This window comes from Asticcacaulis aquaticus (assembly GCF_028550415.1).
Lineage (GTDB): Bacteria > Pseudomonadota > Alphaproteobacteria > Caulobacterales > Caulobacteraceae > Asticcacaulis > Asticcacaulis aquaticus.
The window spans coordinates 124,678-137,538 of record NZ_JAQQKX010000005.1; the positions used below are offsets into that span (position 1 = coordinate 124,678).

At 60.9% G+C, this 12,861-nt stretch carries 12 protein-coding genes and 1 pseudogene; 3 read left to right on the forward strand and 10 right to left on the reverse strand.

The window, feature by feature from the left end:
• Positions 1-33: 33 nt before the first annotated feature.
• Entirely contained in the window at positions 34-1,656 is a 1,623-nt protein-coding gene (locus PQU92_RS08030; protein WP_272747697.1) for a PAS domain-containing hybrid sensor histidine kinase/response regulator, read from the reverse strand.
• Positions 1,657-1,921: 265 nt separating this feature from the next.
• Here PQU92_RS08030 and PQU92_RS08035 point away from each other — a divergent pair, with 265 nt between their 5' ends.
• The 3 genes from PQU92_RS08035 to argS all read left to right on the forward strand — a co-directional run bounded on the left by PQU92_RS08035 (position 1,922) and on the right by argS (position 4,591).
• A complete protein-coding gene (locus tag PQU92_RS08035) occupies positions 1,922-2,065 on the forward strand; it encodes a hypothetical protein (protein ID WP_272747698.1) in 144 nt (47 codons plus the stop codon).
• Between the two features lie 290 nt (positions 2,066-2,355).
• Complete coding sequence (locus tag PQU92_RS08040) at positions 2,356-2,481, forward strand: hypothetical protein (protein WP_272747699.1); 126 nt, start codon at positions 2,356-2,358, stop codon at positions 2,479-2,481.
• A 70-nt stretch (positions 2,482-2,551) separates the two neighbouring features.
• On the forward strand, positions 2,552-4,591 hold the full coding sequence (gene argS / locus PQU92_RS08045) for an arginine--tRNA ligase domain-containing protein (protein ID WP_272747700.1): 2,040 nt from the start codon (positions 2,552-2,554) through the stop codon (positions 4,589-4,591).
• An 8-nt stretch (positions 4,592-4,599) separates the two neighbouring features.
• On the opposite strand, the gene PQU92_RS08050 is transcribed toward argS, so the two are convergent.
• The 9 genes and pseudogenes from PQU92_RS08050 to PQU92_RS08085 all read right to left on the reverse strand — a co-directional run bounded on the left by PQU92_RS08050 (position 4,600) and on the right by PQU92_RS08085 (position 12,811).
• Positions 4,600-4,749: a hypothetical protein gene (locus PQU92_RS08050; RefSeq protein ID WP_272747701.1), complete on the reverse strand. Its 150-nt coding sequence runs from the start codon at positions 4,747-4,749 to the stop codon at positions 4,600-4,602.
• A 1-nt stretch (position 4,750) separates the two neighbouring features.
• Positions 4,751-5,353 carry a DUF4142 domain-containing protein gene (locus tag PQU92_RS08055; protein WP_272747702.1) on the reverse strand — a complete coding sequence of 201 codons (603 nt, stop codon included), beginning with the start codon at positions 5,351-5,353 and terminating at the stop codon, positions 4,751-4,753.
• A gap of 137 nt (positions 5,354-5,490) precedes the next feature.
• Entirely contained in the window at positions 5,491-6,717 is a 1,227-nt protein-coding gene (locus PQU92_RS08060; RefSeq protein WP_272747703.1) for an RtcB family protein, read from the reverse strand.
• A 34-nt stretch (positions 6,718-6,751) separates the two neighbouring features.
• A complete protein-coding gene (locus PQU92_RS08065; RefSeq protein WP_272747704.1) occupies positions 6,752-6,961 on the reverse strand; it encodes a hypothetical protein in 210 nt (69 codons plus the stop codon).
• Between the two features lie 24 nt (positions 6,962-6,985).
• Positions 6,986-8,293: a TROVE domain-containing protein gene (locus tag PQU92_RS08070; protein WP_272747705.1), complete on the reverse strand. Its 1,308-nt coding sequence runs from the start codon at positions 8,291-8,293 to the stop codon at positions 6,986-6,988.
• Positions 8,294-9,394: 1,101 nt separating this feature from the next.
• A complete protein-coding gene (locus PQU92_RS08075) occupies positions 9,395-10,441 on the reverse strand; it encodes a nucleoside hydrolase (protein WP_272747706.1) in 1,047 nt (348 codons plus the stop codon).
• Between the two features lie 425 nt (positions 10,442-10,866).
• A complete protein-coding gene (locus PQU92_RS08080) occupies positions 10,867-11,943 on the reverse strand; it encodes a tyrosine-type recombinase/integrase (protein ID WP_272747707.1) in 1,077 nt (358 codons plus the stop codon).
• 53 nt (positions 11,944-11,996) lie between these two features.
• A pseudogene (locus PQU92_RS18870) lies at positions 11,997-12,098 on the reverse strand (helix-turn-helix domain-containing protein); the annotation flags it as partial.
• Positions 12,098-12,811, reverse strand: a complete 714-nt coding sequence (locus PQU92_RS08085; protein ID WP_272747708.1) for a hypothetical protein — start codon at positions 12,809-12,811, stop codon at positions 12,098-12,100. The gene PQU92_RS08085 and the pseudogene PQU92_RS18870, both read right to left, overlap by 1 nt.
• Positions 12,812-12,861: the final 50 nt, after the last annotated feature.

The window sequence follows — 12,861 nt, forward strand, 5'->3', positions numbered from 1 at the left end:
GACGGCAAAGAGACCGTAAGCCTGAGGCGCGGCTCAGGCGACGTCGGAAACCAGCAGGCGTTCCAGTTTCTGCCGCAGAATCACGGGGTCCAGCGGCTTGGTGATATAGTCGTCCATCCCGGCTTTCAGACACAGGGCCCGGTCGCCGGTCAGGGCGTAGGCGGTCGTGCCGATCACGGGGATGCGGGGGCGGCCGCGCCGGGCCTCGGCCTCACGCAGGGCCTGCGTGGTTTCATAGCCGTTGAGACCCGGCATCTGCACGTCCATCAACACGGCGGCGTAGTCTTTGCGCGCGGCAAAGCGGTCGAGCGCCGCCTCACCGCTGAGGGCGACGTCGCAGACATAGCCGAAGGTTTGGAGAAAGGTGACGGCCACCAGTACGCTGGCCTGATCATCCTCGACGATCAGGACGCGGCGGCCACCGGCCTTGCTGGCGGTAGGGGTGGTGTGGGCGATCGGGGTCGGTTCGGACGACGGCGCCAGCGGTAGGCGCAAGGTAAAGACGGCGCCGTGACCCTTTGAGGAATTGACGCTGATGCGACCGCCCATCCGTTCGGCCAGCGCCTTGGTAATGGCCAGCCCCAGTCCGGTGCCGCCATATTTGCGGTGCGTAGCCGATTCTGCCTGCACGAACTTGTCGAATATGGTGTCCAGCCGCGTGGCGTCGATCCCGATGCCGGTATCCTTGACGCGGATGATCAGTTCGCCCCTCTCACGCGCGTCCGAGTTCATCTCGTCGGGGCGATAGTCGGTGGTCACCTCGACGCGGCCCGTATCGGTAAACTTGACGGCATTGGCGCACAGATTGACCAGCATCTGACGCAGGCGCGAAGGGTCGCCTTTGAAGTGGGTCGGGGCAGTGCCTTTCGACAGGTCGCTGTAATCCAGCCTGAGGCCTTTTTCATCGGCTTTCAGGCGCAGCATGTCCAGCACGCCGCCGACCAGAGCCCCCAGATCGAAAGAGAGCGTTTCCAGATCGACCTGACCGGCTTCGATCTTGGCGATGTCCAGACAGTCATTGATCAGATCGAGCAGCGAGTCGGCGCTCGATTGCAGGATGCGCGCATAGTTGGCCTGCTTGTCCGGTAGGGGCGGGGTGGCCGTGGTCAGGATGTGGGCCAGGCCGATGACGGCGTTCATCGGCGTGCGGATTTCGTGGCTCATATGGGCCAGAAACTCCGACTTGGCCAGACTGGCGCGTTCGGCCGCGTCACGCGCCTCGCGCAGGTGCTGTTCGTTTTCCTGCAGCAGGGTTTCGATGCTCTTATGATCGTGGATGTCGGTGCAGGCGCCGGTAAAGCCGAGAAAGTCTCCGGTGGCGCTGTAATGGGGCGCGCCGCGGTCCATGACCCAGCGATATTCGCCCGAAGCGTGCCGCAGCCGGTACTCCATCTCGAAGGCGTCGCGCCGGTCGAAATGAGCATTGTAAATGTCGCGGCACAGATCCCGGTCGTCGGGGTGTACGCCGCTCAGGCGGCCATCGCGCACTTCCTCATCGAGGCCGCGCCCGCGAAAGCCCAGCCAGCCGGCGGAAAACCAGGCGGCTTCGCCCAAAGCGTCGGAAATCCAGATCAAAACCGGCACGGCATTGGCCAGGCTTTCGAACAAGCCTGTGTCATGGGCGGCCTTGACGTCGTTGAGAATCCGTTTGGGCATGCGAAATTATACAACGATAACGGGAAAAACTTATCCCTTTTTTACGACTTCACCACCTTGTGACCCTTGGGTTCTTATTAAGAACGCCGTGCCATGCAATTTGCTGCGCCGCAAAATAACAAAATCGGGAATTTATAAAGATTCGATTGGAGGGCTTTTTTGCACCTGACGGCTTTCCCCCCGACGATTTTTTACAGGCCCGGCCCTAGGGTGCGCAGGCCTTCGCAAAGAAGGATAAACCCATATAAAAACAGGAGCTGAAACAATGGCTAACCCTCAAAACGACATGAACAAGCAAGGCCGCAAGCCCGGTCAGCAACAACAGCCCGATCAGGGTCGCAACGATCAGTCCGACGTGCGCAACAATACGCGCCCGGATCAACACAACCCTAATCAGCCGCGCCGCTAAACCGCTGCGCCGTACGCAAAAAACGCCCGCGCCGGTGAGGTCGCGGGCGTTTTTGCGTGTTGTGCTTACCAGGCGCTTATTTTCCGGTCTCCGCCGTGCAGCGCTTTCTGATAACGGCGGTGTTAGCGTGTCCTTTTCCGAAACCGTTGCGGCATAAGGCTGTTTGGCCGCATTACCGAGGACACGCCGATGTTCACGAAGCTTACCCCCTGTGCGCAAGAGGGCTCTGACGGGTGTTTCAGGCATTTGCCACGTATCTCGGCCAGATATTGAGGCGCACCATGGATCCGATGAAATCGCCTTTTTACGGACTGACGGTCATGCCCACCCGGCGTCGTCGCCATTGGGGACGCTTCATGCCGCTGGCCTGCGCCGCGGTGACTCTGCTTGTAGCGGTATGGCTGGGCTTTGGATAAGCCTCATTGCCTTGATATTTGCCGCAACATCCCATAGATGCACGCGTTCCAGGTTTTTAAGGACACCGCCATGAACGCGCTCGCCGAGGTCAATCAATCCCGTTTGCAGGAGGTCAACGCCTTTGTGGCGCGTTACCGTCGCGAACGTGAGGCCCTGACGCGTCCGGCCTTCGACGCCTATCCCCTGCCTCAGTTGGAAAAGCGTATCACCGACGCCCTGTCGGTCCGGGCCGGGATCGACCTCGATATCAAGTTCGACTTCATCGACCGCGCCAAGATGGGCGGCGATCTGGCGTTGCGCTTTCCGCAATTGCTGAAAGACGGCGGCCCCAAGGGCTTCATGGCCAATCACCTGCCGTGGATCGTCGAAATCCTGCAAGGGCCGGATTTTGCCGACGCGATTGCGAAGCTTGAAACCAAGGGCATGTATATCAATCTGACCCTGTCGGACGCCTGGATGCTGAATGGGGCGCAGGCGGTGACCGGGATCGGTGCGCATTTCGGCGATTCCGATGCGCTGCTCAATCGCTCGGCCGTCATCGACTACTCCTCGCCTAATGTCGCCAAGACCCTGCACGCCGGCCATATCCGCTCGACCATCGTCGGCCACGTCCTGTCGAATCTGTGGGAGCGCTCGGGTGCCGACGCTTTCCGCGTCAATCATATCAATGACTTCGGCGGTTTCGGTTTCATGCTGGAAGGGTATCGTCGGTTCGGGACACTGTTTCCGGCGGATATGGGCGACAACGACAAGCTGCTTGAAATCTACAAGATCCGCCGTTCGGTCGAACGCATCCTCGAATCCAAAAAGGAGCGGGCCGACTGGGATGTTGAAGACGCCGTAATTGCCGAACGTTATTTCTCTGGTGCCGGAACTCTGGAAAAATTGAAATCGGCTGTTGCCGACTATGTCGCAGCGGCGGACGCCCGTTTCCGCGCTCTGGAAAACGGCGATGCCGAAGAGGTCGCCCTGTGGCTGGAGATGGTGCAATGGAGTCTGGCCGCGTTCGAGGGTTTCTACGACGCGCTCAATATCCATTTCGACCTCGTCATCGGCGAAAGCTTCTACTATCAGGCCGGTGACGCCACGGTGGATGCGGCGCTGGCCGATGGTACGGCGGTCCTATTCGATGAGGGCCATGCGGCTGCCGACATCGCCGTCGAAGAGGCGCGTTTTGCGGCGGGCGACATCACCGAGGCCGAGCGCGACAACCTGATCGGTCGTATCCGCAAGGATATCGGCGCGGCGGTGGTGAAGCTGGACAATAACGAGCGTTTCGTGGTGCGCCGTGCCGACGGCCAGAGCATCTATTCGACGCGCGACATGGGTGCAATCAAGCTGCGTGGCGAAATGTTCGATCCGACCGACGTCTTCTATGTGGTGGGGCAGGAGCAGCAGGTCCACTTCAACCGCCTGTTCCGCTCGGCCTATGCGACCGGTATCGCCTCGGCGGACAAGACGCAGTTTCAGCACGTCTATTTCGGCTTCTATGTCGATGCCCAGACCGGCAAGAAACTGTCGTCGCGTCAGTCAGTGTCGAACGTCACGGGTATGCTGGCGGCGGCCAAGGTCTACTTCCGTAACCGCCTGTCGGACCGCGTGACGGCGGACGAGGCGGAACTGGACAGCGCGGCGCAGGAACTGGCCATCGGTTCGATCGTGTTCAACGACCTCAAGCAGGACATCAAAGGCGCGGTGGAAATCGACGCCTCGGACATGGACGCGACCATCGCCGGGTTCGAGCGATCGGGCGGCGCGTACGTCGTTTATGCGGCATGCCGGGCGCGCAGCATTTTGCGCAAAAACGGCGGCGGCGCGGCGGTCCTGACCGGTGTCGACTATGCTATCGATGCGCAGGAGGCCGATCTGTTGCTCAAGCTGCAGCAGATTCCGCAAAAGGTCGTGGCGGCGGCGAAACAGGCCAATCCGTCGGTGCTGGTCCGTCATCTGATGGACGTGGCGGCGATCTATAATTCCTACTATACCCGCGTGCCGGTGATCGTGGACGGTGTCGCCAATCCGGCGCGTCTGGCGATCACGCAGGCGGTTCAGGTTGCCCTGACGCGCGCCCTGGCGATCTGCCATATCGAGTGCCCGGAAGCTATTTAGGAAGCCATCTAACGGTCGGCGCGTTCGTTCACCGGGTCCGCGCCGAGACCCGAAGCGGCGCTCTCGGCATTCGGTTGTTTGTCAGCGGGCGTCTCTACCGGTTCCAGATCGACATTGCGGTGAATGGTCTTATTGGGATGCAGGGGTTTTGCCAGCATGTCAGTCGGCCTTCTGATCGGATGACGCCGGTTCGATGGCGCTGCGGTTCAGGCGGTCCAGATGATCCTGCCACAAGGCGACGACGCTGCCCGCCAGCGTCCTGAGGTCGCCGCTTTCGCCCGACTTCGCATAGGCGGCAAAATCCCTGACGGCGGCCTTGTGTGCTTCGATCATGGCCTCGATATAGGCGGCGTCGAAATCCTGAAGTGAGGCGTGGCGCAGGTGATCCAGTGCCGCCTCGTGCGCCGGACTGAGGACGCGGGCGGACATCCACAGGGCCTCCGACACGATGGCGTCGTCGAAATCGGCCTCGGTGGTCTTGTGCGCCTCGATGAAATGTTCGGCCAAGGCGAAGACCGCATTATCCTGCGCTTTCGACTGCGCGATATGGCTGGCCGAGACGACGAAGCGATTGAGGCTGCGGGCCCGGGTGGCGAAGTCGCCGGCCTCCAGCGGTGCGGCTTTCGGGCGTGCCTTCCAGCGGTCGGCGGCGTATTTCGCCGCCAGCGCCGCGACGGCCACAAGGCTTCCGGCGATAAGAGCGGTGCGCAGGGTAGGGGCAGGCCCGGAATGTGAGAAGGGTGTGCGTGACAGCAGGGCCATATCGATCCTCCGGCAATGAGCAGAGTCCGCAGCATAGCCACAGGCGGCGTAAAATTGTGCCCGCCTTCACGGAGGTAAAAATAAGGAAGGGATGCGGCGTGTACCGCATCCCTTCTGGCCGCATCCCCTCGTTAGAGTTACCCTTTTACGCAGACGACCTGCTTCAGGGTATGGACGATCTCGACGTGGTCGGCCTGCGCCTTCATCACCGCGTCGATGTCCTTATAGGCCGCCGGGGTCTCGTCGATGACCTCGGCGTCCTTACGGCATTCCACTCCCGCCGTAGCGCGGGCGTGGTCCTCCAGCGTGAAGCGCCGCTTGGCCTCGGCGCGCGACATGGCCCGCCCGGCGCCGTGCGAACACGAGCACAGGGCCTCGGCCATGGCCTGACCGGCGATACCGCGCACGATGAACGAGCGCGCGCCCATCGAACCGGGGATGATCCCCAGCGTTTCGGGCGTAATGCGCACGGCCCCCTTACGCGTCACCAGCACGTCCGAGCCGAAGTGCCGTTCGTGTGCCACGTAGTTGTGGTGGCAGTTGACGGCCTCGCAGTCGCAGGTAAAGCGCTTGGGCACCGACACCGACAGAGCTTCGAGCGCCGCCGTCATCATCAGTTCGCGGTTCGTGCGGGCAAAGCGCTGGGCCCACGACACCGCGCCCATATAGTCGCCGAACAGTTCCGACCCTTCGGGCAGATAGGCCAGATCCTCGTCGGGCAGGTTGACGAACCAGCGCTTCATCTCGTGCTTGGCGCGTTCGATGAAGTACGAGCCGATGCGGTTGCCGATCCCGCGCGAGCCGGAATGCAGCATGATCCACACAGCATCGTTTTCATCGAGACAGACCTCGACGAAGTGGTTGCCGGTCCCCAGCGTCCCGAGGTGGTTCTGCGCCCGATGCGCGGCCTGGCTGATCTTCGGGTGCTTGTCGACGATCTTTTGCAGTTCGCCGGACAGCTTCGAAAATTCCGCATTGGTCGCCTCGGAGGTTTCACCCCATGCCCCGCGGTCGTTCGCCCCACCATTGTCGGTCCGCCCGTGCGGGATACGCTGTTCGATCGCCGTCCGAAGACCTGACAGATTGTCGGGCAGGTCGGACGCGGTCAGCGTCGTGCGCACGGCCATCATGCCGCAGCCGAGATCGACGCCGACGGCGGCCGGAATGATCGCGCCTTTGGTCGGGATGACCGAACCGATGGTCGCACCCATGCCCCAGTGGACATCGGGCATAATCGCCACGTGCTTGTGGATGAACGGCATGGCCGCGATGTTGTCGAGCTGCTTGCGCGCTTGATCCTCGACGGCGACTCCGTCGATCCACGCCTTGATCAGCCCGCCACGGGCCCCTTGAAACACTTGCATGAGGATACCCCTCTTTCCGGGGCATACCATGCCCCTATTTTTTCGGATCGATAAGACCGGCAAGCTCGTAAGGCGTCTCGCCGGTTAGTTCGTACAGTTTAAGCCATGCCCTGACGGCGGCGGCCGCCGGTCCGGGGACCGGCAGGCCGGCGAACCAGCGGGAAACCGAGGAGCGGTCGACATCCAGCGCCTCCGACAAACGGGACTGCCAGCCCCGTTCGCCGAATAGCAGAATAGCTGCCACCCTCAGTTCCTCCGCCGTCATGGATCAAGCTCCCTGTGTGAGCAGTTCCTGCTCACGAATGAAGCTCAGCACATTTTCGGAAAACCCGTCGATGTGCGTCCATGCGCCGCCATAGCCTATGCCGTTACGATACGAGGCCACATTGATCATGTAGGCCTGTCTCGCCACCGGTTGCGGCACGCGGTCGGCGCTTTGTTCGTCGGTGATGACGATCAGACGGTCATGTTTAATGCCGTTGATCTTCGTCACCGCCTTGCCGAGCTCCGTACCGCCGTGCGTCTGCGACCCAAGGACCGCGTCGACACCCGCCGTACCGCGCCGAGGGGGAACCTCAACGACCGCATTGGAGAAGGTGAAGACCCGCACCTCGCCCGGAATGATGGCCGCCAGCGTCGCCGCCGCGTCCATCCGGGTCAGGTCCGACTTCGCCGACACCCGCGCTTCCATCGATCCCGACACGTCGACCAGAACGATCGTCCGACCCCCGAATACGGGCTCTTCGAGGATCGTCTCGCTCAGGGCCTGATCGAGCCAGGGCTCGAACCGGGGTGCCGCACGCGCTGCCGCCACATAACGGAACGGCAGGACGCGCTCGGCGCCCTTGCGGGCCAGAATCGCGGCCTTAACAAGATCCTCGTCGACACCCGCCTGATCCATGTTGCGGAGGTTCCGCAGCAGGGCCAGATAGCCAAGCTTGCGCTCGGTCAGCAGGCGCGTGAAGGTCTCGCGCTTGTCCGCTCCGCCCGACAGCGCGACTTCCCACGTATCGGGGGACGCCAGCGTACCTTCGGCCAGTTGCTTCCACAGCAAGGCCTGCGCCTCGTCCTTCGGCCTGGCGTGCGACAGGAACAGAACGTCGCGCAGACGCACCGGTCCCGCCCGGTCGTATTTCGCCAACGCATAGGCGTCGAACTTGACGAAGGCCCGGGCCAGACCCAGCTTCATCTGCTTCGACAAGGGGCGCTTGCCGTGCCGCCAGTAGATCGCCACCAGCTCCGACAGTTCGTCGGCCCGCTGGATCACCCGCTCGATGGTGGTTGCCACCAGCGTACCCCCAACCTTGATCAGGGCGCACAGCAGGATCAGCGGCGCGTGACGCAGCTTCATCTGTTCGCGGGCTTCGATGGCCAGAGCCGCCACCGTTTCGGGCGCGACCTCGAGGGCCAGCGTATAGATCCGCTCGGCGATGCTTTCGCCGTCCTCGTAGAATTCGTCTTCCCACAACAGGCACGACAGCACCGACCGGCGAAGTCTTTGCTCTGCCGACAGGATCGCGGCGGGGGCCCCTTCATACGTGATGCGGGGGCGCTTTTGGAAAATGTTCAGTCGCATGACCGCACCTTCTCTGCATCTTGAATGTTAAGCGCATCCCCCAAAGTGTGAAGCGGTTTTGGGATTAGATGCGTGTCGAAATTCAGCGCAACTTGTCCTGCCGGACCGAATATCCGGCGGATACTGCGCGTGAATGGCACTGGGTTTGGGGCGAACACATCGCTGCGAAAGAAGACGCGTGACCGCAATAGAACGCTTGCAGTTGCTATCGGTGGACATTCAGGGGAACAGCCAGAGACGGTCTGTGGCGCTCTCCCATTGAGCTACACGACCGTAAGCCGTGACGGGATTCGAACCCGCAACCTCCCGCGTTTGAGGCGAAGTAACCGCCGCCTACGCCACCTGAATGGATGTCGTTCGGGTGGTTCCCTAAGCGGGCCTGCCTGAGCGATGACGCTGTTACTAATGCAACTTGTTGCGTAATGCAACAAGAAAATTCAAATAATCGATACCAGCCTTCCGGGAATAGTCGGTTCCGGTTGGGAGACGCTTCCGCCGGATTGTCGCTAATCCGGGCTGTTCCGGCTTGTCAGGTTGGACCTGACATCCGGGGCCGTCCTGTCCCTGGGGTGCGAGCGAAGAAGCCGGTGCCTGCGCCACGGAAGACTGAGTTCTTTTTTGTCGCGCATGTATTTCCAAAAACCGCGAGGCACTTTTGGGCATGCGCTTAGAACCGGGGAAAAACGATATCGCGGGCGTTTTCAAGGCGATGAAAGCGATATCTGCGCCACCGGCAGACAAGGGAATAGACGATAAGGTTGACGGCAAACCTCAACGGTCTGCCGAACGTGACAGGTTCGGTGTAAACCTTATCAACGCCACTTGGAACGCATCAGGGAAAAGGCGAAAGCGCGGTTGCCTATTGCTCTACCATCTGAGCTACGTGGTCAAACCAAGACCGGACTCGAACCGGCGACACATAGATTAGAAGTAATCGCTTTCTACGCCACTGAGGCATCGTCACCGAAGCGACGACGAAAAGCCGTTACCGCCGGATGTTGCGATGTGCAACAAAAAATCCTGCATCCCTGCCACGGGGCGACGGGTTGTGTTTCATTTGCAACAATGTAAGTCGTGGTCTGAGAGCGACAACGTCACCCCTCATTTTGCCGTCGCCGCCAGCTTGGCGAACATATCGGCAAAGGTCATACGGGTGTCGATATTGAGATAGACGCGCATCGGGCGTCCAGTCGGATTGACCTCGTAGCGGGCATTGTCCGTGACGCGCGGAGTCGGACGGATCGTATAGGCGCTCGACGAGCTATCCGGATCGAACGACGATTGCAGCGCCGTCAGGGTGACCAGCGGACTGTCGCCCAGAATATAGGTCTCGCCCAGATTGGCCTTGATGGCGGCCATGACGCGCTCAAGCTGCGCGATCAGATAGGTGCCGAGTTTGCCTGCCGGGGCCAGCCCGGCGAACAGCTCCGCATAGCTGATGTTCAGTTGGCGATAGACATTGCGGGGCACCTGCCAGATTTCGATGTCCGAGTCGTTGAACACCGTCTGGACCGCGGCGAGGTTGATGGTCGTATTGTACTCGGAATCACGCCGCGGCGGGATGCCCGCGGGCATCAGATCGGCGTGTTCGTAACCGCCGATCCAGACCAGTTTCATTTTCTTGCCGATCCCGGGCTCCAGCTTCAGGGCCTCGGCCAGTTCGGTCAGGCCCGCTCCGGCGGCATAGAACAGCGGCAGTTTGGTATCGGTGCGCATCGCCTCGGCGATGATCAGCCTGGCGGCCTCGGTCGGTTGCGGTTTGGCGTCCTTGGCCGGTGCGGCATTGTAACCAGCCACGGTTTTGGGGCGTTGGGCCAGCTTCATCATGTCATAAACCTCGTTGACCCTGGCGACCGCGTTGTCGGCCTGGGTCCTGGACTTATCGAGAAAGTCCTTCACGTGGATATGCGAGCCGATGACGAGGGGAATTTCCACCGAGGGCGAGGCCAGATGATGCGCCAGTTGAAACAGGCCGTCCGGATCGCCGGAAAAATCGTTATCGAGGATCACGCGCTGACGCGGCGTGGCCGTCAGTGCCGCCGCTTCACCGACAAGGCTCAGGCTGCAAAGGGCGGCCACCCCGCTCACCGCCTGACGACGGGAGACGCTGATATGAGGGGATGTCGGCGCGGTTTTGGGACGTATCATGAAGCCCTTCCCTGTTGAAGCATTCATCGCTTCGATAGGGGGCTATTATGTCGGACAAGTACGGAGTGTCAAATATTATCGATAATTGTTGAATTGGGAGATTTTCGAAAAATTTCCCCAATCGATAGACGCAATCGCGTTGCCCTAATGGCGCATTTCCTCTGTGCGGCCTTTCCGGATTTACGCATCCATGGGGGGCGCCAGATAAGCCGACGCCCGCCGGCAGGGTGTGCACGGCGGGCGCGGATGACAGCGAAATGGTGGAGCTAAGCGGATTCGAACCGCTGGCCTCCTCATTGCGAACGAGGGTATGGCGACATGATTTTACAGATTTTATTGAGAAAAATGGCGTTTGAGTTGTCAGGAGTTGGCTTGAATTGTCAGAACTTATCAAGAACTGCGCGCAAGTTGCGCGCGCATGGTCGTCAGGCCGATCGCTTCTTGCGACTGGCGCGGATGACGTCCTTGAAGGCCTCAGGTTGGTATTTGGCATATTTGGCCGTCGTCGACGGGTTGGAGTGGCCCAGTGCGCCGCCCAGGATGTAGAGCGGGGCTCCGCCCATCGCGGCCCAGGTCGCGAACGTGTGACGGAATGTGTGCGGCGAAGCGTCCGTGATACCTACGGCTTTCATGGCCGTGGTGACAGATTTGCGGATGACCTTCACCGGTTGGCCTTCGAAGACTATGACCTCGTTAGGATACTGGTTCGATTTGCGCGCAAGCTCGTCGTGGGCCTTCTTCGCTCGTAGGAGAGCGGCTTCGAGCTTGTGATCGAAGGAAATGACGGCGGCGCGTTTATTGGTCTGGGCTCGACCCGGGACGGGGAACCACAGAATGCGGCGGCTGAAATCCACGCGGTCCCATGTCAGGGTCAGGATGGCGCCGGGGCGCGCGCCGGTGTTCAGCGCGATCCGCGCGAACAACAGGACGTGTTTATAGTCCTTATTGTCTTTTCGTTTCTGGCGTAGTTGCCGGTACAGCTTAGCCACCTCGTGGCGGGTCAGGAAGCGCTCACGGGCGGCGGGCTTCGGTAGCAGGGTGACCTTGAACGGCTGCTCGATCAGCTTCCATTCGAAGGCCTTGCGCAGGGCCGCGGATAGGGTGGCCAGATCACGGTTGATCGTGTCGTTGGACAGGGGTTCGGTGCGGTTTTTGTCGCGCGGAATCCGCCGATGCGCAATAAATTCAGCCTGTTTTTGCGGGTCGATTTCGTGGGCGGGCGTGATGCTAAAAAAGGCCTTCAGGATCTCGACGCTGTCTTTTGTGCTGTCGGCCCGGTGCAAATCCTTGCCATGCGTGTCGTAATACCAGTCGAGCACGTCGATAGCGGTCAGGATCGCCGGCGCATCAGGATTATATTCGAGGCTGAAGGCGGCGAGGACTTTTTCAGCTTCGCGGCGATCTGTCTGGCGAGTCGAGGCGCGTCTTGAGCGACGGCCTTCGGTCCAGGTGATATACCAGTATTTGCTGGTTGAGATTTTGGCGAGGACGTAGTCCGGCATTTACTGATGAACGCTTCGATGTCGTTGACGGAATAGAGGACGCGGCGACCCACGGGGCAGAACGTGATCTGCCCTGCCTTACGCTTGCGCGCAAGGGTCTCCTTCGAGATTTGCAATCTCGCCGCTGCCTCCGATTCCGTCAACAAAGTCGTCATCAGATCCGCACGTCTTCCGGCCGGAAATGGCGCGCGCGGCTGCCCTTGGGGATGCCGATGATCTGCGGGTAGCCTTTAAAGCCGCGCTGATAGTGGAAATAGGCATATTCCTGCGGCTTCGAGCACTTAGGGTTATAGAGACCCAGCTGCATCGGCGCGCGCTCGGTCACGATCAGGACGTGGCGCAGGTTGCCCAGCTCGTTATCGTGGTGCAGGTGGTAACGGTCGATGGTCGAAAGGAAGCTCAGGCGGCAAAGCGCGATGACGTGCTCGCAGGAATGTTGCGCCTGACGGATCATCCGCGCCGCCATGCCTTTGAGCGGTTTGTCGAACGGCGGGTTCATGAACGCGATATTGCGTCGGCCCTTCCCGGCGGCGAAAAAGAGTGCGTCGGCCACAGGGTAGCCCTTACCCCAGTCGTGAACGTCCGAGGCAAAAACGCGCGGGAAGATCTCGCGCAGGGGCTCGACCATGTGGCCGAGACCTGCGCAGGGGTCGTAGATATCGAGATCCTGCGGAACGTCGGGCCAGGTGTCGGGGAAGATCAGAGGCCCGAGGATTTCCCACACCGCGCGGACGGTCCACGGGTGTGTCGGGAAAAGCTGCAGCTCGTTGGCCTTGTCCATGTCGATCAGCAGATCGGTCTGGTGGCCATCTATCGGGGCGGGCCGGTGCTGTTCGGAGACGGCGCGACCTGCGGTCGAACGTGCCATAGGTGTGCCATTAGCTGTAAGCATCACTGTATTACTCATAGTTGGGGAGA